Raw genomic sequence first — 23,120 nt, 5'->3', positions numbered from 1 at the left:
GGACTTCAAGGCGGCAATAGACCAATTTTTTTCTGTGACTCTTCCAGAGATCGCAGGCTCTTTGACATCTCGAATTAATGATCATTTTCAGGTTCTCAAGCCTGCATCTTCAAGTTGATTCGGTATATAATTGCATTGTTTTGTTCTATATAACCTTTTTACTTGAAGCCGCAGCGGTGTTGGCTACGTTCACTCACCTCAATCGCATAGTATGTCTATGCTCATGGGGATTCACTCACTTGCCGCCTAGTTGCAACTCCAAGTAGTTTGGGTATAGGCAAACCAATGGCATTATTTAAACGTACACTATTGCATCGGTATGGACTGTTTTTGTGATGCAAACCGTTTTTCCGTGAAATGCTCGGTTACATTACGGCATTCATTGTGAAATTGATCACTCTTTGTTGAGGCTAGGTCATATAAAGTAAGTCCATACCCGATGAATATCTATGAGCTGAACAAGCCGCAATAAGGAGTCACTTATGTCTCAAGCAGTTTTCCATCTTGGCGTTACCGAAGCCGATCTTAATGGTGCAACCCTAGCCATCATTCCTGGTGATCCGGCGCGTGTACAAAAAATCGCGGAAGAAATGGAAAATCCAGTTTTTCTAGCAAGCCATCGCGAATATACGGTTTACCGTGCAGAATTAGATGGTAAGCCAGTGGTGGTTTGTTCAACTGGTATTGGTGGTCCTTCAACTTCTATTGCGGTTGAAGAACTTGCGCAACTTGGCGTTCGTACGTTCTTACGCGTAGGTACCACTGGTGCTATCCAACCACATGTCAATGTTGGTGATATGATCGTGAGCACAGGCTCTGTTCGTCTTGATGGTGCGAGTTTGCATTTTGCCCCAATGGAATTCCCTGCCGTTGCTGATTTTGATGTGGCAACCGCGATGAAAGCAGCCGTTGTTGAAAGTGGTGCTACAGTGCATATGGGCGTTACGGCATCTAGTGATACTTTCTACCCTGGCCAAGAACGTTATGACACTTTCACTGGTCGTGTTGTACGCCGTTTCCAAGGTTCAATGCAAGAATGGCAAGACATGGGCGTGCTAAACTTTGAAATGGAATCTGCAACGCTACTGACTATGTGTGCAAGTTCTGGTTTGAAAGCGGGTTGTGTGGCCGGTGTTATCATTAACCGTACTCAAAAAGAGATCCCAGACCACGCTACACTAAAAGAGACGGAAGCGCGTTCAATTAAAGTAGTTGTTGAAGCTGCACGTAAAATGCTTTAACGCTTAAACTTTACACTTCTCTTTAAAACTAAGCCCCAATGTTTGGGGCTTTTGTGTTCATAGAATCATCAGCCAAAATTTTCATTCATCAATCCGGTTGCTGTCAAAAACGATAAGTTGATATTCACCACTGTCAATAAGCTGCTGTAAACCTCGAGCGAACACTCGGTTAAGATGTTGGCTGCGTTCAAGGTTGTGTTTAGAAAATAGAATATGCATTTCGTCTTCCATCAGAGATTGGCTACTGACTTGGAACTGAGATGCTTCTTTGCTATCAAACAGTTTACCGAGTAAATAGTTTCCTCTGATCAAACCTGTCGGATAAGCATCAATACGTTTTTTGGCTAACTTTATAAAATTAATCTCTTCAGCGTTGGCGATATTGGGCTCAACGCCTAAGTTGATAAGATAATTGGTTGCTTGGTAGTCTTGAGTTGCACCGATAATATATTTTTTGAGATCTTCAGTATTGTTCCAAGTAAAGCCCACATCTTTGTGTGAGAAAAAGACAATTTTTTGAGTAAAGAATGGTACTGAGATAAGAAACTTTTCCTGTCTTGAGTCGCTTACCATCCAAGGGAAGCTGCCATCATACTTATCTTGAGCTGCAAGGCGTAGAGAGCGTGACCAAGGGAAGTAATCCAATTCAACCTGATAACCCTGGCTTTCAAAGGCTTTGACCACTATCAGCTCTGCAATTTTCTCGTTGGAGTTAGCAGATGAACTGGTATAAGGAGCCCACTCTCCAATCGCAAACTTTACTCGCATTTCTTGTGCGGCTAACGAGCAAGAGAGTAGCAGACAACTTAACATCCACGATATTGCTTTCATTTATCTCAACCTAAAGACGACCTATCGCTCAGTCTAGTGGTATCGTTTGCTTTTAGCGCTCTGTTTAAAAAATATTTGTGATAGAAATCGAGTAAGTCGGTTAGCGTTAATGCTAACCGACTTATTTTACTCAACTGAATGCAATTTTTGGTAGTGGCTGGTAGAGGCTTTCAGTTAAATCACTCAGCATTTGATCGTACACATGCGAAATGCTCAATGATATTTCGGTGGTGATTTGATACATCCTATCGGGGCTAATATCAAAAGCAGGGTGGTCGTGCAATTCACCTAAGCAGTGCAGAGCCGATGAACAGCTAGGTGAAGCAATCGTCAGTGGGCTAATTAACGCTAACTGATTCATCTTACGTCTCACGACATCGCTGTAGTGTTGTAGACGCATTCTTCCATCCTGGCTTTGCATATCATCAATACAAATACGCAGTTGCGTGAGTGAGTCCATTGCATCAATGACTTGTTGCCAGTTGATGTGGTATTCATCACTTAAGTCTTCGCGGCTTGACTCAGCTAACCACGCCAAAATGACTTCATCCATTAAGAACATACAGTGGCGAATCGTTTTACCATGCATCATCTGATTACGAGCGACACTGCGTTCTGGCCATTCATTCATCAATGCTTTTAGCTTGAGTTGCAGTACACGGTACATTGGCTTGTTGTCAAAATGCGCTGTGGCAATCAGTTGGTTACTTTTCTGAAATAGTTGGTCCTGTATTTCAGTTAATTCGGTGTCTCGTCGACTGTTTGATAGCAATGCATGGTGCGTAATGCTGCGGTGCTGGCGGCTAAGAAGCAGCAACTGGCGCAGATTGATCAGTAATTCATATTTCCGCTGTAAGGTTGATTCACGCTGTTTAGATAAATAAAACATGAACCATAATATACCGATAGAGACGAGCATAGAGATAAAAACAAACATAACCAACTCCTTGTTAATGTTATACCAATAAGGAGGTAGCAGACTTAATGCCAATTATTAATTTCTTATTATTCAGATGGTTATGGTTTGTTGAGGTCAGTTGATGCATCAAAACAGTGCATTTTGAACTAAAAGTGTGAGGCAGATCGCTATTGATGGTCAGGTGATATAAAAAATCCCCAATACATCTCTGCATTGGGGACTTTGTTATTTAGCGAGCGATTACATTACGCGCATACCAGGCTGAGCGCCTTCATGTGGCTCTAAAATCCACAAGTCACTACCACCAGGGCCTGCGGCTAAGATCATGCCTTCCGACATGCCAAACTTCATTTTACGAGGTTTGAGGTTAGCGACCATCACGGTCAGTTTACCTTCTAACTCTTCTGGTTTATAAGCCGACTTAATACCAGAGAATACCTGACGCGTTTCGCCACCGATATCCAATTGGAATTTCAGTAGTTTGTCAGCTTTTGGTACTGCTTCACACGAGATAATACGAGCAATACGCATATCAACCGCTGCAAATGCATCAAACTCAATTTCATCTGCAATTGGATCTTTGTCCAGTTCCGTTTGGCTTGCTTTCTCGTTTTCCGCTTCTGCTTTTTCTTTTGCTGCGGCTTCCGCTGCTGCATCTTCTTTAGAGGCTTCAATCATGGCTTCAATGTGCTTAGGATCAATGCGATTAAATAGCGCTTTGAATGGTGTTAGGCTATGACTTGTGAGTGGTTCTTGTACGCCATCCCACGTAAGTTCTTGATTCAAGAAAGCTTCGGTACGTGCAGCCAGCGCAGGCATAACTGGTTTCAAGTAAGTCATCAATACTCGGAATAGATTAATACCCACCGAGCAGATATCTTGCAATTCTTGATCTTTACCTTCTTGTTTTGCCACAACCCAAGGTGCTTTTTCATCAACGTATTGGTTCGCTTTGTCAGCGAGTGCGGTAATTTCACGAATCGCACGACTGAATTCACGTGTTTCATAAAGTTCAGCAATACGCTCGGCAGCAGCGGCAAATTCGGCGTACAGCTCAGGCTCAGCGAAGGTATCAGAAAGCTTGCCTTCAAAACGCTTGGTGATGAAACCAGCGTTACGAGATGCAAGGTTGACAATCTTGTTAACCACATCAGCATTGACGCGTTGTGTGAAGTCTTCGAGGTTTAAGTCAAGGTCATCGATACGACTGTTAAGTTTTGCCGCATAGTAGTAGCGTAAGCATTCAGGGTCTAGATGATTAAGGTAAGTGCTTGCTTTGACAAACGTACCTTTAGACTTAGACATTTTCGCGCCATTGACAGTCACATAACCGTGCACGAATACATTGTTTGGTTTGCGGAAACCGCTGCCGTCAAGCATGGCAGGCCAGAATAGGCTGTGGAAATAGACAATGTCTTTACCAATGAAGTGGTATAGCTCTGTTTTACTGTCTTTATTCCAGTACTCGTCAAAGTCTAAGTCATCGCGTTTGTTACATAGGTTTTTGAATGAGCCCATGTAGCCAATCGGTGCGTCTAGCCACACATAAAAGAATTTGTTCTTTTCGCCTGGAATTTCAAAGCCAAAGTATGGCGCATCGCGTGAAATATCCCACTGTTGGAGGCCTCCCTCAAACCATTCCTGCATTTTGTTTGCAGTTTCAGTTTGTAGTGAACCAGAACGAGTCCACTCTTTAAGCATGCTTTCAAACTGAGGCAAGTCAAAGAAAAAGTGTTCAGAGTCCTTCATTACCGGAGTAGCACCAGAAACGGCAGATTTCGGGTTAATCAATTCAGTCGGGCTGTATGTTTCGCCACAATTGTCACAGTTGTCACCGTATTGGTCTTCAGACTTACATTTAGGGCAAGTGCCTTTAACGAAGCGATCCGGTAGGAACATCTCTTTTTCTGGGTCAAATAACTGAGAAATAGTGCGACTAGAAATAAAGCCATTTTTCTTCAGTTCAAGATAGATATGTGAAGCCAACTCGCGGTTTTCTTCGCTGTGCGTACTGTGGTAGTTATCAAAGCTGATATCAAAGCCCGCAAAGTCTTTTTGGTGCTCTTCGCTTACCGCGGCAATCATTTCTTCTGGCGTGATACCCATCTGTTGCGCTTTAAGCATTATTGGCGTGCCGTGAGCATCGTCAGCACAGATGAAGTTTACAGTGTTGCCGCGTAAGCGTTGGTAACGAACCCAAATGTCGGCTTGGATATGCTCAAGCATATGACCAAGGTGGATCGAACCGTTAGCGTACGGAAGGGCACAAGTTACCAGCAGTTTCCTTGAAGAAACGTTTCTTGGATCAGTCGCCATACTTAATATTCGCTTTTATTGATAGGTATTAGAAATTGTGACTAATACTACCTTATGAAGCGAATGACTCCAAGGCGTGCGCTTAAGGAATCCCGCAACTTTTTTAGGGTTCTGTCAGACAAAGGAGAGTGATAGCATGAGTAAAAAAGGAGAGCGTATGCATCAGTTCACGTCTAAACAAGATTTTTGCGATTGGTTGAACCAATTTGAACATCCTTATCTGATTTCTGGTTGGGCAAATCAGCCTAATCTGGTTTCCATTTCTGCTGCGGGTATTTTTAGCATTCAACTACCTTTTGCGGCGAGTGAATTGGTTCAATCGTTGTCTCAGTGGATCACAGCAAAACAGCAAGCTAAAGAAGTAGCGGAATTTAGTTTTGATGTGCTTATCGCACCGAAAGCCTTGCAAACGAAAGTTGCCCACAGTGTAAACGGGGTAAAGAATATTATCGCTGTAACATCAGTAAAAGGTGGGGTTGGGAAATCAACGACCGCAGTTAATTTGGCGTTAGCAATTGCTCACTCTGGCGCTAAAGTCGGTTTGTTAGATGCCGATATTTATGGCCCATCAGTGCCGATGATGCTTGGTAAGCAAGATGCGAAACCAGAAGTGCGAGACAATAAGTGGATGCAGCCGATCCTTGCGCATGGCATTTATACTCACTCAATTGGCTATCTGGTTGATAAAGCCGATGCGGCAATTTGGCGAGGGCCAATGGCTTCTAAAGCGCTAGCACAATTACTCAATGAAACCGAGTGGCCGGAATTGGATTACCTCGTGATTGATATGCCGCCGGGCACGGGGGATATTCAATTAACGCTTTCTCAGCAAATTCCTGTAACAGGGGCGGTGATTGTGACGACACCACAAGACCTTGCGCTTGCGGATGCACGTAAGGGAGCGGCGATGTTTGAAAAAGTGGATGTGCCAGTGGTTGGATTAGTTGAAAACATGAGCTACCACATTTGCAGTCACTGTGGTGAGAAAGAGCATATTTTTGGAATGGGAGGTGCGCAGCAACTCGCCAGTGAGTATGGTTTAGCTTTGCTCGCTCAAATCCCGTTACACATCACTGTGCGTGAAGATATTGATCAAGGTAAGCCTACGGTAGTCGCAAGACCAGAAAGCGAGCACGCTGAGCACTACTTGGCGTTAGCTGATCATGTCTGCTCTCGTCTGTATTGGCAAGGTATAGCCAAACCAGATGCAATCAGTTTTACATTGGTCGAATAGCCCGTTAAGCACCATGTAACGCACGAAAACGTTTGCTTGGTGCTTTGTTACTCCATTCGAATAAAACCCGCCTTAAAGTCTAAGCATTGACTGGCATCACATCGGTTAAGTCCCTATAATCGGGCAGTTTATCTATTTTCATCACCAAACCACATCGGGTGCAAAAATAATGTCTGATAATAATCAATGCGTCATCGTAGGTATTGCTGGCGCTTCAGCTTCTGGAAAAAGCCTCATAGCAAGCACGATATATAATGAACTTCGTGCCAAAGTGGGCGACCACCAAATTGGTGTGATTACGGAAGATTGCTATTACAACGACCAAAGCCATCTCAGCATGGAAGAGCGTGTAAAGACAAACTACGACCACCCGAGTGCACTTGATCACGACCTTCTTTGCCAACATTTAGAAAAATTGACTCGCGGCGAAGCGGTTGAAGTGCCAGAGTACAGCTATACTGAGCATACTCGTACTGATAAAACGACAACGCTCACCCCGAAAAAAGTGATCATCTTAGAAGGTATCTTGCTTCTTACTGATCCTCGCTTGCGTGATTTAATGCATGCCACGGTCTTTATGGATACACCACTGGATATCTGTTTATTACGCCGTGTTAAGCGTGATGTTGAAGAACGAGGTCGTACTATGGAGTCTGTTTTAAAGCAGTACCAAAAAACGGTTCGTCCGATGTTTATGCAATTTATTGAACCGTCAAAACAGTACGCTGACATTATTGTTCCACGCGGTGGTAAAAACCGTATTGCCATTGATGTATTGAAAGCCCACATTGCTAAATTGTTGAAATCTTAACGTTAGTGGTCTTTATTTTTAAGCAGACAAGTGGCACTTTATGTGCCACTTTCTGTATCTAAACATAAGCAAGGAAAAAGCTGATGAAAAAACTGTTTCTTTTCATTGCCATCATTATCGGCGTGTTAATCTCGGCCGTGCTCGCACTTGTTCTTTTGGTTAACCCTAACCAATTTAAACCATTGATCGTGGAGCAAGCCAAAAAACAAACTGGCTTAGACTTAGTGATCGAAGGAAATATCGGCTGGAGTTTCTTCCCTTCCATCGGCTTCGAACTAGGCAGAACCGAGCTTAGAAACCCTCAAGGTTTTACCACTGCAAATTTGTTTAAAGTGGAGCAAGTTGGTATTGATATTTCTGTTATGCCTCTGCTTGATAAGCAGTTGGAAATTGGCAATATCAGCTTAAATGGGGCGGAGTTTCACCTCGAAACCCTCAAAGATGGTCGCTCAAATCTAGATAGTTTGACTCAGCCAGCAGCCTCTCAAACGACTCAAGCTTCATCAGATGAAAAGCCTTCGCCGAATGCACAGAATAGCGATAATTCTGCAAGTCCGGCCCAAGAGTGGAGCATTAACCTTGCAGGTATTAGCGTAGAAAATGCGTTACTTGAAATACAAGATCGCAAAGCGGGTACGCATACAAAACTCTATGATGTGGCTCTCAATCTTTCTGAGTTTGCGGTTGATCAATGGACATCAATGACTTTTGCTGCCAAAGGCAAAAATAACCAACAAAATTTTGCCGCAACAGGCCGAGCAGAGTTTAAATTGGCTGCTGGTTTCAAAGAATATGCATTAAAGAATATCGTTCTTGATACGAATTTTAGTGACCCGTCAAACCAAATTGATGCTGCGAAAGTCGAATTAGCGACTTTTGAGTTTGATAAGGCAAATGACCTTTCATTTAGCGTGAAAGGCAAAGCTGCTGATCTAGCGTTAGATGCACAAGGGAGCGCCCAACTTACCGTTGATAAAGCCATCAGCTTGGTGAAAGTTGATAAGTTAACGTTGGATGCCAATCTAGAAGGGGCGAGTTTACCGCAAAACCCGATGAAGGTCGGGCTGAGCTCGGATATCAGTTTTGATATCACAAAAGGCTACCTCAATGTGCTGTTAAATAAACTTACAGCCAATGCCTTGAGCTTTGATGGTGATGCTAATGTTACTTTAGCCGACATTCCTAAAATTCGTTTTAATCTCCACAGCCCAAATATCGATCTTGATGAGTTTTTGGGTTCAACAACTGCCGAGCCTGCGGGTAAGCCAGTAGGTGGAAGCACTCAGCCGGCTGCATCGACTACCGATAAGGCGGCAACGGCTACCCCTGAGATTGAACCAGATCTAAGCGCATTAAAAACATTGGATGTAAAAGGTGTGGTGGTGATTGATAAGTTCAAGGCAAGCAATGCTCACCTGCAAAATGTCAAAACCAATTTTAGTGTTAACCGCGGTATTGCCGATTTGGTGTCATTTACATCTGATTTGTACCAAGGCTCTATCCAAGCGACGGCTCGTTTAGATGCAACTAAAACTCCGGCTACCTACAGTGTGAAGAAAAACATAAATGGTGTGAAAGTCCTGCCACTATTGAAAGATGTCGCTAATAACGAAATGTTAGAAGGGACGGGAAATTTTGATGTGGATGTCAAAGGTCAAAGCTTGACACCGACGGGCATCAAAAAGAACCTTGTTGGTACGGTAAAGATTAATTTTGCAGATGGAGCAGTCAATGGCATCAATATCGCGCACTTGATTCGTAGCAATTACGCCAAAATCAAAGGTAAAAAAGTAGAAAGTGACGCTGTGCAAAAAACAGACTTTAGCGCTATGACCGCGACATTGACACTGAATAAAGGTGAGGTTTCTACCAATAACCTAGCGATGCAATCACCGTTGCTAAGAATTCGCGGTGAAGGTAAAGCGAATTATCTTGATGAAACCCTAGATTTCTTAGTCAGTACTTCAATTGTTGGTTCACTCGAAGGTCAAGGTGGCCAAGATATCGATGAACTTCGCGATGTGACCATTCCTATCAATGTGTCAGGAAAATGGGCTGATCCTAAATTTAAGCTAGTGTTTGATGACGTGCTTAAGCAAAAAGCGCAAAAAGAGATCGATCGTGGTTTAGAAAAATTAGGCGTCGAGATCAAAGATGAGAAAACCAAAAAAGCCGTGGATAGCTTATTGAAAGGGTTATTTAACTAATTCTTGAATAGGTATCTTTATAGCCTCCTCAGATGAGGAGGCTATCTTCGTTCTACCAATCCACACCTTTTAAGGCTTTTACCCCAGACTCAAAAGCATGCTTTACGTTTTTAACTTCTGAGACCGTATCAGCCATTTCAATTAAGGTGCGATGTGCTCCACGACCAGTAATGACAACGGACTGCATTTTCGGACGTTGCTCTAATGCGCTGACCACTTCATCTAAATCAATGTACCCATAACTCACCATGTAAGTCAGTTCGTCAAATAGCACCACATCAATCGATTCATCTTTGAGCATGCGTTTGCATTCTTGCCATACCGACTGTGCAGCTTGTGTATCAGCTTCTTTATTCTGTGTTTCCCAAGTAAAACCGGTGGCCATAACTTGAAATTCGACCCCCAGTTTTTCTAATAAATTACGCTCACCATTGGCCCATGTTCCTTTAATAAATTGCGCTACCGAGCATTTCATCCCATGTCCAACTGCACGAGCAATGGTGCCAAAGCCGGAAGTTGATTTACCTTTACCATTACCCGTAATAATTAACAGCAAACCTTTTTCTTGCTGGGCGGCGGCAATTTTTGCATCGACTTGTTCTTTTACTTTCTGTTGCCGCGCCTTGTGGCGTTGATTTTTAATCTCTTCGGTAGACATGCCCAATCCTGTTCATTAATAGTGTTGTCGCTATCATATCTCAACTACTCGGCAGCAAAAACCATCGAAATTACAAGGAATAAAAAAGCCAGAGCAGTGCTCTGGCCTTGAATGTTTTGCTAGATATTAGAATCGATAATTGGCTTGCACACCAATTATCCATACATTACCTGTCGTTGTACCCACAAACTGACCACCGATATTTTCTGCAGCATCATCTGAGGCATAGCCACGAGATTCAGTAATCGGTGCATCTTTCGCTAGGATGTAAGTGAAACCTGCGTCTAGGGTGAATTGGTCGGTAAATGCGTAACCAGCACCAACACTCAGCCAAGTACGGTCTGTTTCTGGGATAGTAATGGTTCGGTTTTTATCGCTCACTGCCGCCATGTCGTATGCAACACCAGCGCGCAATGCCAATTTTGCATCTAACTGATAAGTTGCACCTAGCGCGAAACGATAGTTGTCTTCCCAATTTTCAATTTTCACTTCAGATGGCTGGGCTCTGCCTACCAGGTCGGCTTCGAGCTTGTCAAAGCTGCTCCAGTCTGTCCAGTTAATGCTTGCATGCAGAGCAAGTTTGTCATTGAGTTGATGGAAACTGGCTAATTCTGCGGTTGCAGGTAGGTTTAGGTTCATAAAGCCATCAAGCTTTTGACCTGATGGCAAACCAAAGCCAAGTCCTTCAGCGTGACCTTCAAGTTTCAGTTTTACCTCTGATTTATAGGTGAAACCAATGCGGTTGTTATCGTTGATCTGCCAAGCGGTACCTACTTGCCAACCCCAAGATGTGTCATCACCTTCCATGTATTTTAGTGTATCACCTTGATTTAAGTTGGGTACTAGTGCTGCTGTGTGAGCTGGGACTGTTGCACCAAAATGCCCTTCACCTATGATATAGCGAACACCACCACCAATGCTAACCGTTGGAGTCACTTGATAACCAACATTAACATTCGCTTCCATAGTTTTAACCATGGCTTCATTGCCAAAATGGCTTGCTGCAAAGTTATTATCTAACTCTGTTTCCATGCCGTAGTTAGTACCCAGAGCCAAGCCAAGCACCAGTTTTTCATTGACCTGATGTGATAGGTAGAAGTTAGGAATCACCGCGTCGTGTGCAAAGTCGTCCGATTGCGCGGCAATGTTGTTTCCGTAGAAATTGACATTACCGTCAACATCAACATTCGGGTTAACGTAAATAGCACCCACAGAAATTTGCGTACCTTTCAAATAAGTCAGCATGGCAGGGTTACGCCATTGTGCACTGGCATTATCAGCCATGGCTGCTTCACCAGCGTAAGCACGACCAAGACCAGTTGCAGAATATTCAGCAAGTTGGAAACCTGCTGCTTGGGATACGCTTGATACGCTGAATAGTCCACATGCCACTGCGAGTGAAAGAAGAGTTTTATTTGATTTCATTATAATGTTCGCTGAAATATTTGAATTTAGTAGGAGGATTCTAAGGTTAGAGCTAATACTTTAAAAATATAAAGCAGTGTATTTCCTATTTTTGAAAGTAAAATCTTTAAAATCCAGAATTTAAAGTCGAATACTCTGCTTGTTATGAAAGTGTTTCTATTTTTCAGCGAACATTTGTAGCGTGATTTAAGGTTATAAAGGTACAGCTGTTAGCTGAATTAGGCGAGGGTATGCTGTTACAGTATTGAAAAGGGCTGGAAAACCAGCCCTTTATTGATGCTTTGCTAATAAACGTTTTGTTTAGAAGCTGCGGCTATATTGTAAGCCGACTAGGATTGCATCTGCATGAGTTGTTGCGGTTAGTACAGTACCGGCAGAATCTTCTTTAACGCTTACATCGTCACCTAATAAGTAAGTGAAGCCAAAGTCTATATTTGAAGCGGTATCAATATTGTAAGTGAAACCAGCCGAGAACCATTGACGATCAGAATCTGGTACAGAAACTGAAGTTAGTGAGTCTTGTGCACTAGTGTCGTACATATAACCAGCACGCACTGTCCAATCGTTATTTAGATAGTAAGTACCACCGATTGCGTAGTGCCAGCCGTCTTGCCATTGGTATTCTTTACCATAAGTACCGCCACCAGCTAGAATTGCTGCAATAGGTGATTGTGAAGCATCTAGGTTTTTAAAGTCGATTTGATCAAAGGCACTCCAACCAATCCACTGCACGCTATAGTGGACAGCAAACTTGGTGTCTTTAATTTTGTGAAAACCAGAGAATTCTGCGATATCTGGAAGTGGTAGGACGATTTTTTGACCGTAATCATCTTTCGCTTCAAATTCCGGACTGTAATGGTAAGCAAGGCCAAAGCGGTTATTTTCGTCTAATTCGTATACTGTACCTAAGTTAAAACCAACAGCCCAACCATCGGCTTTATCAACATCTAGAAGAGCCGTTCCTGCGGGAATTGTAATCGGTAGCTTTTGCGATAGTCCAGCAGCTAATGTTGCACTAGCGTAACGCTTCATTGTGCCTTGACCATAGATCAGATCTAGGCCAGCACCAATGCTCCACTGCTCATTGATACGGTATGAACCAGCCAAACCGAAGTTAATGCTTTTAACATCAGTTAAACCACCATATTCTGAAGCTGGATATGAGTCAGAAAATTCAGTTTTAGTACCAAAGTTGGAGTAGGCATTAACACCCCACGCAAATTTGTCATTCACTGGAACAATTAAGTGGATATTGGGAGCGATAGATGTACCGCCTACATCATCCACATCAGGAATTGATTGCCCCATATACTTTGCATCTTTCACATCAATCATTGATGTAATGCTTTCGAAACCTAAAGATAGTTCCATTTTGTCAAACAGAGCCATCGCCGCTGGGTTGCGAGCCATTACCGATGCGTTATCGGCGATAACGGCATCACCTGCGAATGCACGACCTACGCCAGTAGCCGATTGTGCATTGAGTTGGAAACCTGCTGCAAGTGCTTGTTGTGAAGCGAGAGCTACAGTTACAGCGAGTAGAGATTTTTTAAACAGACGCGTCTTGTTCATTGTGCTTTTCCTTTTAACATCGTCGCCTCTAATGGGCGTTGTCTGAGCAATAGCTCAGTTTGGTGGCTGATACTAGACTCTAGTGTAGAAGATAGAAATCCGACCATTGTCTAGTTGGATGATAAAATTGCAGAAATGATGTCTATCTGGCAGGAAAAGCTTATAAAATGCTTTATTTTAGAGTTTTGACTCTATTTTTATCGGAAAAATCCGACCCACAACTCGATGTGAGTCGGAACGTGATTTAGCTGGCAGGTTTTAGCATTGGCATCAGTTTTTTGGCGATGTTGGCGACATCTTCACCTTTTTCTCCGACAAGGATAAGGCTTGTGTTACCCATTGGTTCGATAATGCCATTCATGCCTTGCTGGGTGAAATTGGCAGGTTGATCACTAGCAACGCCAGCTAAAAATAGCGTTACCTTGCCTTTTTCGCCTTGAAATACCATGTGTAGGGCATTTGCTTGACCAAATCCACAATGGTTTAAATAGTAAACATGGTACGGAAAATTATGATTGAGCTGATAAGCAAAAGGCAGCATTTTGGCGTTGATCTGGCTTGAATTCACCTGTTCATCAAGAGTGCTGACAAACCCATCTTCATCAATAACGTGTTTGATTGCCGTATCGACAAGGCTAGCTTGCGCAGGTGGTACGATTAAGTTGCCCCAATTGACTTGACCTACGAGTAACCCGAAAACAAAAGCAATAGAAGCGGCCATTGCCATGGCTTGCTTTGCAAAAGTTGCTCGAACTACATTATCGGCTACGGATGTTTGGTTAAATAAGATGCGATCGGCTAAGTCATCAGGCACATCAACATTCATGGCAGCGGCAATTTTCGTGTCTAGATTGAGCACATCATCTAAAAATTTACTGTTCGCTTCATTCGCAGAGGCGGCATCGATCAGATCTTTATCGCGCTGTTTTGGATCTGACATCACGCGGCGGCGAAATTCTAAATCATCCATTTTGCTGCCCTCTATAAGTTTCAGAAGAATCCAACATTTCTTTCAATTGATTGCGAGCTCGAAACAAGCGAGTCATCACTGTGTTTTTATTGAGCTCTAAGATCTCGCCAATTTCTTCACCACTAAACCCGCCAATCACTTGCAGAAAAAGTGGTTCTCGGTATTCAATATCCAATTTCATGATCTGTGCTTGTAACCATTCTTGTTGGTGATGAGGATCGTCGTTGACTTTAACATCGCCGCTATAGTCATCAATATCGACCAAATCCAATTGTTTTCGCTCAAATCGGCGAGCATTCTCTCGACGCAGAATCGTGATCAACCACGATTTCGCTGCTTTTTCATCTAGTAAACTATCAAGAGATTTCCAAGCTCGCAGGCAGGTCTCTTGCACCAAATCTTCTGCAATACTTTTGTCTTTACACAGCCAATAGGCATATCGGTAAAGGTCCCGATGATAGGCCCGCACGAGCGCTTCATATTTTCTTTGTCTGTCCATATCATTATTGACCGGGGGGCTGGCCTTTTTCTTTCCAAACATTTTTATTATCGACACATGAGCCTCCATCTGCTCTGTGGTTTTATACCAACGTTATGCGTTTAGCATAGAAATACGGTGTGTTATGGAAATTCAAGTTTTGCGGCTTTTTTATTCCGCTACATTCAATAAATCACAATAAAATTGATCTACTTCAAAAAGTCATCACCTGAAGCCGCTATAGTACACCTTGTCATCTCGTTAGTCATTGCGACTAACATGTTGAGCAAGATGACACTTCCTTTTGAAGGCTGACTTTACTTTCTCCTAATCAGGAAACTGATTATTTCAATTGGCGTAAGTTAATTGCTTTATATATTCCGACCACACACTCTTGTGTGGTTTTTTTTTGCCTAAAATTCTCCAATACCAGAGCGCGTCGGCGACCATGAGAGGGCTATCTTCTCGAGTTGTCTTATGTCGGTCTTCCGTTGTTTTATCGGGATTTGCCTAGATTCGATGCGAATATCACGTTTATTTAAACACTTGTTTGATTGTTTTAACAATCTCGTTACAATGCGCAGGTCAGACCTCTTATTGTAAGGAGAAACAATGGGCAAGCAGGAAGTCAAAACACGCTCGGGTGAACGTGTTGCAATTGTAGCGGGGCTGCGCACTCCTTTTGCGCGTCAAAGCACCGAATTTAGCCAAGTTCCCGCCGTCGACCTAGGAAAAATGGTCGTTGGTGAGATGTTAGCGCGTACGGATATTGATCCTAAATTGATTGAACAATTGGTCTTTGGGCAAGTGGTCCAAATGCCGGAAGCGCCGAATATTGCGCGTGAAATCGTGTTAGGCACTGGTATGAATATCCACACCGACGCTTACAGCGTGACACGTGCTTGTGCCACCAGTTTTCAAGCCGCGGTTAATGTGGCTGAAAGTATCATGGCTGGAACCATTGATATCGGTATTGCGGGTGGTGCTGACTCTTCTTCTGTTTTGCCAATTGGTGTCTCTAAAAAGCTTGCCGCAGGCCTTCTCGCACTGAGTAAAACTAAAACGGTTGCTCAAAAACTCAATATATTAAAATCGCTTTCCTTCAAAGACTTAATGCCAGTTCCTCCTGCTGTTGCAGAATACTCGACTGGGTTATCGATGGGGCAAACGGCGGAACAGATGGCGAAGTCACATAATATCAGTCGCTTGGATCAAGATGCGCTGGCTCATCGTTCTCATACCTTAGCTGCGCAAGCGTGGAAAGAGGGTAAAATTCAGGGGGAAGTGATGACCGCTTTTCCTGAACCTTATAAAAAGTGGATTGCGGAAGACAACAATATTCGTCATGACTCCACTTTAGAGGGCTATGCTAAGCTACGTCCTGCGTTTGATCGCCAATATGGCAGTGTAACCGCAGCCAACAGTACACCACTAACTGATGGTGCTGCCGCGCTTATATTGATGCGCGAAGGGCGAGCTAAAGAACTCGGTCTAGAGATCATGGGGTATATCCGCTCATACGCCTTTTCTGCGATTGGGGTAGAACAAGACATGCTTATGGGGCCTTCCTACGCGACTCCTCTTGCTTTGGCGCGCGCGGGTATCGAACTTTCCGACCTTACACTAATTGATATGCATGAAGCTTTTGCGGCGCAAACCCTTTCTAATATGAAAATGTTCGCGAGTGACCAATTTGCCCAACAGCATTTAGGTCGAGCGAAAGCTATCGGTGAAATTGATATGGATAAATTCAACGTGTTAGGTGGTTCTATCGCTTATGGTCACCCTTTTGCAGCAACTGGTGCACGTATGATTACACAGACATTAAGAGAGCTGAAACGCCGGGGGGGCGGGTTAGGCTTGAATACGGCATGTGCGGCTGGTGGCCTTGGCGCAGCGATGATTTTGGAGGTTGAATAATGAACACAGCAAAAGCCTTTAATTTGACCATTGATGAGCAAAATATCGCGTGGCTCGCTATTGATGTCCCAGGCGAGAAAATGAACACGTTGCAAGCGGCGTTTGCTGAAGAAATGCAAGCCATTTTCTCAGAACTGGACGCGCAAAAAAACAGCTTAAAAGGGATGGTTGTCCACTCACTTAAACCAGACAACTTTATTGCAGGCGCTGATGTTCGCATGTTGGATGCTTGCCAATCGTCAGCGGAAGCAGCAGCGTTAGCGAAACAAGGTCAGGACATGTTTCAAACCTTGTCTGATCTTCCTTTCCCAGTTGTTGCTGCGATTCATGGCTCCTGCTTAGGTGGTGGTTTAGAGCTAGCGTTAGCGTGTCACTATCGTGTGTGTACGGATTCCGATAAAACGCGTTTAGGTTTGCCTGAAGTTCAACTCGGCTTATTGCCAGGGTCGGGTGGCACTCAGCGTTTACCTCGCTTAATTGGTTTGCTCCCTTCACTTGATTTGATTTTGACTGGCAAGCAGTTAAGAGCAAAAAAAGCCAAGAAACTGGGAGTGGTGGATGCCTGCGTGCCTGAAACTATTTTGCTTGATGTAGCGCAGAAGTTTGTTATCGATAATGCAGGCAAAAAGCAGAAGAAACATAAGGTTGCAACCAAAGAAAAGCTGATGTCTCATACTCAATTTGGGCGTAAGTTGATTTTTGAGCAAGCGGCGAAAAAAACTAAACAAAAGACGCGCGGAAACTACCCTGCGGCTGATGCAATTTTAGATGTAATTCGACACGGTTTAGAGCATGGGTTTAAAGCCGGATTGGAGTTAGAAGCAAAGCGTTTTGGTGATTTGGTAATGAGTTCTGAATCAAAAGCCTTGCGTTCTATCTTCTTCGCGACGACCGAGATGAAAAAAGAAACGGGCAGCAGCGCCAAACCTAAACACGTTCAGCGTGTTGGTGTATTAGGGGGCGGTTTGATGGGGGCTGGCATTAGTCATGTAACGGCTTCAAAAGCGAAAGTGCCAGTACGCATTAAAGACGTTTCTAATGATGGTGTTTTGAACGCGCTGAATTACAACTACAAGTTGTTTGATAAACAGCGTCAGCGCCGAATTTTGTCTAAGGCACAATTACAATCGAAAATGTCGCAGTTGTCTGGTGGAACGGACTTTACTAGCTATTCGCAGATTGACGTAGTAATTGAAGCGGTATTTGAAGATTTAAATCTAAAACAGCAAATGGTTGCAGATATTGAGAAAAACGCGAAAGATAGCACCATTTTCGCAACCAATACTTCATCACTGCCAATTTATCAAATTGCAGAGAAAGCGGCTCGCCCTGAAAATATTATCGGCTTGCATTATTTTAGCCCAGTAGAAAAAATGCCGTTGGTGGAAGTTATTCCTCATCAAAGTACTTCGGAAGAAACGGTTGCCACCGTAGTTGCACTTGCTCGTAAACAAGGTAAAACACCGATTGTCGTTAAAGACTGTGCTGGCTTTTATGTGAACCGTATTCTTGCCCCTTACATGAATGAAGCCGCGCAAGTGTTAATGGCGGGTGAGCCGATTGAAAAGCTCGATACGGCATTGCTTGATTTTGGGTTCCCTGTTGGGCCTATCACTTTGTTAGATGAGGTTGGTGTCGATATCGGAGCGAAAATTATGCCGATTCTGGTCAAGGAGTTGGGGCCGAGATTCCAAGGTCCAGATGTATTTGACGTACTGTTGAACGATAACCGTAAAGGCCGTAAGAGCGGCAGAGGCTTCTACACTTACAAAGGCAAGAAAAAAGAAGTGGATAAGTCGGTCTACAAATTGCTGAAGCTGACTCCGGAATCGAAATTGAGCGACAATGAAATGGCACTGCGTTGTGTATTACCAATGCTCAATGAAGCGGTTCGTTGTTTAGATGAAGGCATTATTCGTAGCCCTAGAGATGGCGATATTGGTGCTATTTTCGGTATTGGTTTCCCTCCTTTCCTTGGTGGGCCATTCCGTTATATGGATCAAATAGGTATCGATAAGTTAGTTGAAATGATGAACAAACATGCTGAAAAGTATGGCGATAAATTTGCACCGTGCGATGGTTTACTGACTCGTGCTGGATTAAATGAGCGTTTTTATCCTTAATCGCAATGACTCTAACTTAAAGTATTAACAGTGAGGGATAGCCCCTCGCTTTTTTTTGTGCGAATTATTCTCATTTGTTATAAGATGAAAAAATAATAATGAAGTAAAGAAGGATTTCAAATGGATGCATTAGAACTGCTGCTGAACCGACGCTCCATTGCTAAGCTAAGCTCACCCGCACCTGAAGGCAAGGTATTGGAAAATATTATTAAAGCGGGTCTACGAGCACCTGATCACGGTGGTTTAACACCTTGGCGTTTTGTCATAGCTCAGGGAAGTGGCTTGAATAAACTCGCCAATATTTTAGCGGCAGCAGCACAAGCTGATGACAGTGAAGCGGTGGTGATCGAAAAAGTGAAAAATGCGCCCTTTAGAGCACCGATGGTCATTACCATCATTGCCAAAGTGACCGCACATGACAAAGTGCCTGCATTCGAGCAGCATTTGTCGGCTGGGTGCGCGGTGCAAGCTATGCAAATGGCCGCAGTAGCACAAGGTTTTCAAGGCATTTGGCGTTCAGGTAATTGGATGTTTCATCCTGAGGTGCGTAAAGCTTTTTCTGTGCAAGGGGAAGATCAAATCGTTGGCTTCTTATATCTAGGAACACCAGGATGTACAGCGTTGAAAGTGCCAGAGCGTGACTTGAGCAAATTTGTAGAATTCTTATAGAAAAGAGACCCAGTCAGGCTGGGTCTCTTACAAGACAACAAAACGTTTAATCTAGTATTTAGTCAGTGTGATAGGCAATCACAAAATCGATAAATAAACGGACTTTTTCAGGTAAATGATCTTTGTGGTTGTAAAGCATATAAATATCACGTGGGTTTGCTACCCAATCGTGTAGTACTCGCACCAGACTTCCATCTTCAATAAACTCCTTTATCATCACATCTGGCATCAAAGTAATACCCAGACCTTCAGAGCAGGCACTGCGAACGACATTGAGGGTATTCGCTTGAAAGCGACCTTTATCGTTATTAACTATGCTTTCTCCTTTGTTATTCGTCAGTTGCCACTTCATTAGAGGGTGGCCTTTAAGCAGCGAATGGTTACTGAGTTCTTCTGCATGAATGGGGGCCGGATGCTTAGCCAGATAAGTAGGGCTTGCCACCAAGATGTCTTTTACTTCATTAATTTTTCGTGCAATCAGGCTAGAGTCTCTTTGTGGTCCAACTCTGAAAATGACGTCCCATTCGGTCGGGTCAAGCTGGTCAGCATGATTGCTCGTGGTGAGCTCAATGTTGATATCAGGGTACTGATTCATAAACGCATTGAAGATGGGCATCATCATGCGCTTTGTCACGTTGGATGGTGAGGATATTTTGAGTTTACCTGAGGCCCCTCGGCATTCGTCAGTGATCTCTTCAGTTGTCGCCGCGAGTCTGTGCAGTAAAGGTGAGCACTCTTGAAAGAATCGTTCGCCGGCTTCAGTTAGCGACAGTTTCCGAGCATGACGATTCAACAGCCTAAGATTCAACGAATCTTCAAGTGCTTGAATGCGTCGGGTAATGGTTGCTACTGGGATCATCGTTTTACGTGAAGTAGCGGTGTAGCTTCCATTTTCGACCACCAGTCGAAATAGGTTTAGGTCATCTAATTTCATTATTCCTGACACATTATTTTGCGAATTTGAGTAATCTATACGTATATCATTTGTCAAAGTTTGAGTCATATCAACTTGTTTGACGAAAAGTGATATTCAATACATATAGTAGGTAGCCTCAAAAGAAAGTGGAACATTTGTATAAATCTTATTTAGATACTACCTTATAAAGTATCGTATCAATCCATCTTATAACAATAATATAACCGCTTTTAAAAGCATTGTGAGGCGATAACCATGTACAAATCTCACAGTCAGGTTGGTGAGCGCTCGGCACAAAAACGTATAGAGAATACTCCCATCGACCAGAAGCTCATTATGCTCGTTGATGATGATCCTATTTTCAGACATATCACCAGTGGCTACTTGGCTTCTCAGGGCTATCAAGTGCTTGAAGCCGAAAATGGCCTTGATGGCTTACGCAAATTAAAAGATGCAGAACCTGATCTTATTGTCTGTGATCTTGCAATGCCAGTGTTAAATGGTATTGAATTTGTTGAAGAAGTGAGTCTGGAATATCCTTCAATGCCATTGATTGTGGTCTCTGCAACTGATGAAATGTCTGATGTCGCCAAAGCCTTGCGTTTTGGCATCAAAGATTTTCTACCCAAACCAATTGGTAACCACCAACATCTTGGTTGTGCGATTGAAAGTACGCTAGAAGATTCATTCAGTCGTTTGGCGGATCAACGTGACTTCTCAACTCAGTGGTTTCGTATTGATGATGATGGTGATGTTCCTGAAGAGCAGGAATTACATTGGCATCTCGAGTATTTACAAGATAATCCAAATGCTGCAAGAGATTTGCTTCACGCCTTGTTACCGGATAAAGACACCTCGCAAGGAAGTTGGAAATGCAGTTATCGACTTTTACAGTCTGCTGATGTGATGCCTTTGGTCTTTGATTATGCGTGGCTAATGAATGGGCAATTTGCTTTTTACTTAGTTGATTCAAATAATTACCATGAAGATGGTGTGGCCTCGACCTTATTGGTCAGAGCCTTATTTCATGACTATCTGCGTAACTTAAAGAGCTTCAGTGCTGATCTAAAAAATATGGCTGAGATATTGGAAAAGGGGATTGAGTGCGCTAAATCGGCCAACTCCGTCAAAGCGCTATTTGGTATTGCGGATCTCTCTGAAGGAACGGTTTCGTTGTTGCCGGCTGGTTTGGACTGCCAGTGGTCTAACGGCTACATCAACCAACACATAGCACCTGGTGTTAACTTAGGTGAAAACTGTTTGAAAAATTTTATTACCAAGGATTTACCGATTAATTCAGCCTGCCAACTATCAAGTAATCGATTAGGTTCCAGCAGCTTTAAACTGGATATTTATCAAGGCAAAGATGCCTGACTGATCGGTGAAGCTGATTAATTCGCTAGTCGTTATTAGACTTTAATAACCCTAATTTTACTCTGTGTTTGTGGTGATGTGTTTGAGGTATAGTTTGCGCCTAAAACAATAATTACCAAATCCGTTTACTTTTCATTAACCCTAATTGATAAAAAGAGCGGAGAAAACAGTCACCCAACACTAGAGAAGTAGCAATGGCAGACCAAGATTTTAAAGAACCTTATAACGTTTTTTACTTTTTAGGCTTAATCGCCGTCATTTTAATCCCGACTTTACCTGCAACACTGACTTGGATTCGTGTATTTAACGGCTATTCAGGTTTTTAATTTTGAACGGAGCTCGTCATTAATATTCGTCATCTCTTTCTTAATATTTTTGGCGGGCTGAGCCTAGTTTTAGGCATTATCGGTATTTTCTTACCTCTACTCCCAACGACTCCATTTATCCTACTCTCCAGTGCTTGTTTTTTGAGAAGCAGCCCTCACTTTCATTATTGGTTACACCATCACCGTATCTTTGGTCCAATACTCGATAATTGGCAACAGTATCGCGCTGTCTCTCAACAAGTTAAGCAACGAGGTTGCATATGGATTATCGCGAGTTTTGCTTTTTCTATCTGGTTTGTTCCTCACTCTTGGTTAAAAATCATGTTGTTTATCATGCTTGTGGGATTGATCACTTGGTTTATTCGCCTTCCAGTTCATGAGCAGGTTGCTAACCAACAAGAAAATCACTAGCATTATAGAGAAGTGTGCCCACTCTTCGAGTGGGCGTTTGTTTTTTCAGCGACTAGATATATTGGCATATCGATAGTGCTGAGAGCTCATGCTCTACCACTCCACGCCTGCATAAGCCCTGGGGTCTACGAGCCAATCGAAGTAAATGAAGTTATGACAACTGAAACTATCTCTCTGATCAAATCAAGCATCAAAAGTATTCCTAATTATCCAAAACCGGGCATTCTATTTCGTGATGTCACCAGCTTGCTAGAAGATGCTCAGGCATACCAAGCGACCATCGCGTTGCTGGTTGAAAAATATAAGGACATGGGCTTTACCAAGGTCGTGGGCACTGAAGCGCGTGGTTTCCTATTTGGTGCGCCGCTTGCGTTGGAGTTAGGTGTTGGTTTTGTTCCTGTACGTAAGCCAGGTAAATTACCACGCGAAACGGTTGCCCAGTCTTACGAGTTAGAGTACGGCACCGATACCTTGGAAATTCATGTCGATGCCATTAAGAAAGGCGATAAAGTTCTGATGGTTGATGACTTGCTTGCGACGGGTGGCACGATTGAAGCGACCACCAAATTGATCCGTCAATTAGGGGGTGAAGTTGACCATGCTGCGTTTGTGATTAACCTACCTGAAATCGGTGGAGACAAACGTTTACAAGCAATGGGACTAACCGTCTATAGTATCTGTGAATTTGAAGGTCACTAAGTCAACCAACTGGAAGTATT

The 23,120-nt window shown here is 43.2% G+C and carries 20 protein-coding genes and 1 pseudogene; 12 read left to right on the top strand and 9 right to left on the bottom strand.

The genetic code is table 11. The features are described 5' to 3' along the window. Nucleotides 1-118, top strand: a pseudogene (locus tag EYW48_RS16035) (IS630 family transposase); the annotation flags it as partial. Nucleotides 119-482: 364 nt separating this feature from the next. Next, nucleotides 483-1,241, top strand: coding sequence for a uridine phosphorylase (gene udp, locus EYW48_RS16030; protein ID WP_176312965.1), 759 nt, complete (start codon nt 483-485; stop codon nt 1,239-1,241). Nucleotides 1,242-1,322: 81 nt separating this feature from the next. Here udp and EYW48_RS16025 read toward each other — a convergent pair whose 3' ends face one another. From EYW48_RS16025 to metG, 3 genes are all read right to left on the bottom strand, one after another. Continuing rightward, nucleotides 1,323-2,072, bottom strand: a complete 750-nt coding sequence (locus EYW48_RS16025) for a transporter substrate-binding domain-containing protein (protein ID WP_171979975.1) — start codon at nt 2,070-2,072, stop codon at nt 1,323-1,325. 130 nt (nt 2,073-2,202) lie between these two features. Next, nucleotides 2,203-3,009: a hypothetical protein gene (locus EYW48_RS16020; protein WP_171979974.1), complete on the bottom strand. Its 807-nt coding sequence runs from the start codon at nt 3,007-3,009 to the stop codon at nt 2,203-2,205. 222 nt (nt 3,010-3,231) lie between these two features. Then, nucleotides 3,232-5,307 carry a methionine--tRNA ligase gene (gene metG / locus EYW48_RS16015; RefSeq protein ID WP_176245874.1) on the bottom strand — a complete coding sequence of 692 codons (2,076 nt, stop codon included), beginning with the start codon at nt 5,305-5,307 and terminating at the stop codon, nt 3,232-3,234. A 157-nt stretch (nt 5,308-5,464) separates the two neighbouring features. On the opposite strand from metG, the gene apbC reads away from it, so the two are divergent. The 3 genes from apbC to EYW48_RS16000 all read left to right on the top strand — a co-directional run bounded on the left by apbC (nt 5,465) and on the right by EYW48_RS16000 (nt 9,559). Next, nucleotides 5,465-6,541, top strand: a complete 1,077-nt coding sequence (gene apbC / locus EYW48_RS16010; RefSeq protein ID WP_277432666.1) for an iron-sulfur cluster carrier protein ApbC — start codon at nt 5,465-5,467, stop codon at nt 6,539-6,541. A gap of 169 nt (nt 6,542-6,710) precedes the next feature. Beyond that, entirely contained in the window at nt 6,711-7,352 is a 642-nt protein-coding gene (udk, locus tag EYW48_RS16005) for a uridine kinase (protein ID WP_053310194.1), read from the top strand. Between the two features lie 83 nt (nt 7,353-7,435). Beyond that, a complete protein-coding gene (locus EYW48_RS16000) occupies nt 7,436-9,559 on the top strand; it encodes an AsmA family protein (RefSeq protein WP_171979972.1) in 2,124 nt (707 codons plus the stop codon). 52 nt (nt 9,560-9,611) lie between these two features. On the opposite strand, the gene cobO is transcribed toward EYW48_RS16000, so the two are convergent. From cobO to EYW48_RS15975, 5 genes are all read right to left on the bottom strand, one after another. Beyond that, nucleotides 9,612-10,217: a cob(I)yrinic acid a,c-diamide adenosyltransferase gene (gene cobO, locus EYW48_RS15995; protein ID WP_176312967.1), complete on the bottom strand. Its 606-nt coding sequence runs from the start codon at nt 10,215-10,217 to the stop codon at nt 9,612-9,614. A 126-nt stretch (nt 10,218-10,343) separates the two neighbouring features. After that, entirely contained in the window at nt 10,344-11,642 is a 1,299-nt protein-coding gene (locus tag EYW48_RS15990) for an outer membrane protein transport protein (protein WP_274683460.1), read from the bottom strand. A gap of 300 nt (nt 11,643-11,942) precedes the next feature. Next, the gene (locus tag EYW48_RS15985) at nt 11,943-13,214 is read right to left on the bottom strand and encodes an outer membrane protein transport protein (RefSeq protein ID WP_274671550.1); all 1,272 of its coding nucleotides are present in this window, start codon (nt 13,212-13,214) and stop codon (nt 11,943-11,945) included. A 244-nt stretch (nt 13,215-13,458) separates the two neighbouring features. Continuing rightward, nucleotides 13,459-14,184 (bottom strand): DUF3379 domain-containing protein, encoded by a 726-nt coding sequence (locus EYW48_RS15980; RefSeq protein WP_176245877.1) that lies wholly within the window; start codon nt 14,182-14,184, stop codon nt 13,459-13,461. Continuing rightward, nucleotides 14,177-14,752, bottom strand: coding sequence for a sigma-70 family RNA polymerase sigma factor (locus EYW48_RS15975; protein WP_171979967.1), 576 nt, complete (start codon nt 14,750-14,752; stop codon nt 14,177-14,179). The genes EYW48_RS15980 and EYW48_RS15975 overlap by 8 nt, the downstream gene beginning before the upstream one ends. A gap of 522 nt (nt 14,753-15,274) precedes the next feature. Here EYW48_RS15975 and fadI point away from each other — a divergent pair. The 3 genes from fadI to EYW48_RS15960 all read left to right on the top strand — a co-directional run bounded on the left by fadI (nt 15,275) and on the right by EYW48_RS15960 (nt 19,374). Beyond that, nucleotides 15,275-16,582, top strand: coding sequence for an acetyl-CoA C-acyltransferase FadI (fadI, locus tag EYW48_RS15970; RefSeq protein WP_176246101.1), 1,308 nt, complete (start codon nt 15,275-15,277; stop codon nt 16,580-16,582). Beyond that, nucleotides 16,582-18,705, top strand: a complete 2,124-nt coding sequence (gene fadJ / locus EYW48_RS15965) for a fatty acid oxidation complex subunit alpha FadJ (protein WP_277432664.1) — start codon at nt 16,582-16,584, stop codon at nt 18,703-18,705. The genes fadI and fadJ overlap by 1 nt, the downstream gene beginning before the upstream one ends. Nucleotides 18,706-18,825: 120 nt before the next feature. Then, the gene (locus tag EYW48_RS15960; RefSeq protein ID WP_053310185.1) at nt 18,826-19,374 is read left to right on the top strand and encodes an NAD(P)H nitroreductase; all 549 of its coding nucleotides are present in this window, start codon (nt 18,826-18,828) and stop codon (nt 19,372-19,374) included. Between the two features lie 58 nt (nt 19,375-19,432). On the opposite strand, the gene EYW48_RS15955 is transcribed toward EYW48_RS15960, so the two are convergent. Further along, nucleotides 19,433-20,308 (bottom strand): LysR family transcriptional regulator, encoded by an 876-nt coding sequence (locus tag EYW48_RS15955; RefSeq protein WP_053310184.1) that lies wholly within the window; start codon nt 20,306-20,308, stop codon nt 19,433-19,435. Nucleotides 20,309-20,545: 237 nt separating this feature from the next. On the opposite strand from EYW48_RS15955, the gene EYW48_RS15950 reads away from it, so the two are divergent. The 4 genes from EYW48_RS15950 to apt all read left to right on the top strand — a co-directional run bounded on the left by EYW48_RS15950 (nt 20,546) and on the right by apt (nt 23,100). Then, entirely contained in the window at nt 20,546-21,664 is a 1,119-nt protein-coding gene (locus tag EYW48_RS15950) for a response regulator (protein WP_171979964.1), read from the top strand. A 194-nt stretch (nt 21,665-21,858) separates the two neighbouring features. Continuing rightward, nucleotides 21,859-21,990 carry a hypothetical protein gene (locus tag EYW48_RS15945; protein ID WP_141652834.1) on the top strand — a complete coding sequence of 44 codons (132 nt, stop codon included), beginning with the start codon at nt 21,859-21,861 and terminating at the stop codon, nt 21,988-21,990. Between the two features lie 45 nt (nt 21,991-22,035). Then, the gene (locus EYW48_RS15940) at nt 22,036-22,401 is read left to right on the top strand and encodes a YbaN family protein (RefSeq protein WP_171979991.1); all 366 of its coding nucleotides are present in this window, start codon (nt 22,036-22,038) and stop codon (nt 22,399-22,401) included. A gap of 153 nt (nt 22,402-22,554) precedes the next feature. Further along, nucleotides 22,555-23,100 (top strand): adenine phosphoribosyltransferase, encoded by a 546-nt coding sequence (gene apt / locus EYW48_RS15935; protein WP_053310181.1) that lies wholly within the window; start codon nt 22,555-22,557, stop codon nt 23,098-23,100. Nucleotides 23,101-23,120 lie beyond the last annotated feature (20 nt).

Source organism: Vibrio sp. 1180_3 (assembly GCF_029478545.1).
Lineage (GTDB): Bacteria > Pseudomonadota > Gammaproteobacteria > Enterobacterales > Vibrionaceae > Vibrio > Vibrio aestuarianus.
Note: the sequence above shows the minus strand (reverse complement) of the source record. Positions and strands in the feature narration are given on the sequence as shown.

What these genes read in the sequence shown, in the direction of transcription:
- udp (WP_176312965.1), top strand. Translation starts at nt 483, where the DNA reads ATGTCTCAAGCAGTTTTCCATCTTGGCGTTACCGAAGCCGATCTTAAT.
- EYW48_RS15975 (WP_171979967.1), bottom strand. Translation starts at nt 14,752, where the DNA reads ATGGAGGCTCATGTGTCGATAATAAAAATGTTTGGAAAGAAAAAGGCC.
- EYW48_RS15945 (WP_141652834.1), top strand. Translation starts at nt 21,859, where the DNA reads ATGGCAGACCAAGATTTTAAAGAACCTTATAACGTTTTTTACTTTTTA.
- EYW48_RS15980 (WP_176245877.1), bottom strand. Translation starts at nt 14,184, where the DNA reads ATGGATGATTTAGAATTTCGCCGCCGCGTGATGTCAGATCCAAAACAG.
- fadJ (WP_277432664.1), top strand. Translation starts at nt 16,582, where the DNA reads ATGAACACAGCAAAAGCCTTTAATTTGACCATTGATGAGCAAAATATC.
- EYW48_RS15985 (WP_274671550.1), bottom strand. Translation starts at nt 13,214, where the DNA reads ATGAACAAGACGCGTCTGTTTAAAAAATCTCTACTCGCTGTAACTGTA.
- cobO (WP_176312967.1), bottom strand. Translation starts at nt 10,217, where the DNA reads ATGTCTACCGAAGAGATTAAAAATCAACGCCACAAGGCGCGGCAACAG.
- EYW48_RS15960 (WP_053310185.1), top strand. Translation starts at nt 18,826, where the DNA reads ATGGATGCATTAGAACTGCTGCTGAACCGACGCTCCATTGCTAAGCTA.
- udk (WP_053310194.1), top strand. Translation starts at nt 6,711, where the DNA reads ATGTCTGATAATAATCAATGCGTCATCGTAGGTATTGCTGGCGCTTCA.
- apbC (WP_277432666.1), top strand. Translation starts at nt 5,465, where the DNA reads ATGCATCAGTTCACGTCTAAACAAGATTTTTGCGATTGGTTGAACCAA.
- EYW48_RS15990 (WP_274683460.1), bottom strand. Translation starts at nt 11,642, where the DNA reads ATGAAATCAAATAAAACTCTTCTTTCACTCGCAGTGGCATGTGGACTA.
- fadI (WP_176246101.1), top strand. Translation starts at nt 15,275, where the DNA reads ATGGGCAAGCAGGAAGTCAAAACACGCTCGGGTGAACGTGTTGCAATT.
- apt (WP_053310181.1), top strand. Translation starts at nt 22,555, where the DNA reads ATGACAACTGAAACTATCTCTCTGATCAAATCAAGCATCAAAAGTATT.
- EYW48_RS15950 (WP_171979964.1), top strand. Translation starts at nt 20,546, where the DNA reads ATGTACAAATCTCACAGTCAGGTTGGTGAGCGCTCGGCACAAAAACGT.
- EYW48_RS16000 (WP_171979972.1), top strand. Translation starts at nt 7,436, where the DNA reads ATGAAAAAACTGTTTCTTTTCATTGCCATCATTATCGGCGTGTTAATC.
- EYW48_RS16020 (WP_171979974.1), bottom strand. Translation starts at nt 3,009, where the DNA reads ATGTTTGTTTTTATCTCTATGCTCGTCTCTATCGGTATATTATGGTTC.
- metG (WP_176245874.1), bottom strand. Translation starts at nt 5,307, where the DNA reads ATGGCGACTGATCCAAGAAACGTTTCTTCAAGGAAACTGCTGGTAACT.
- EYW48_RS16025 (WP_171979975.1), bottom strand. Translation starts at nt 2,072, where the DNA reads ATGAAAGCAATATCGTGGATGTTAAGTTGTCTGCTACTCTCTTGCTCG.
- EYW48_RS15955 (WP_053310184.1), bottom strand. Translation starts at nt 20,308, where the DNA reads ATGAAATTAGATGACCTAAACCTATTTCGACTGGTGGTCGAAAATGGA.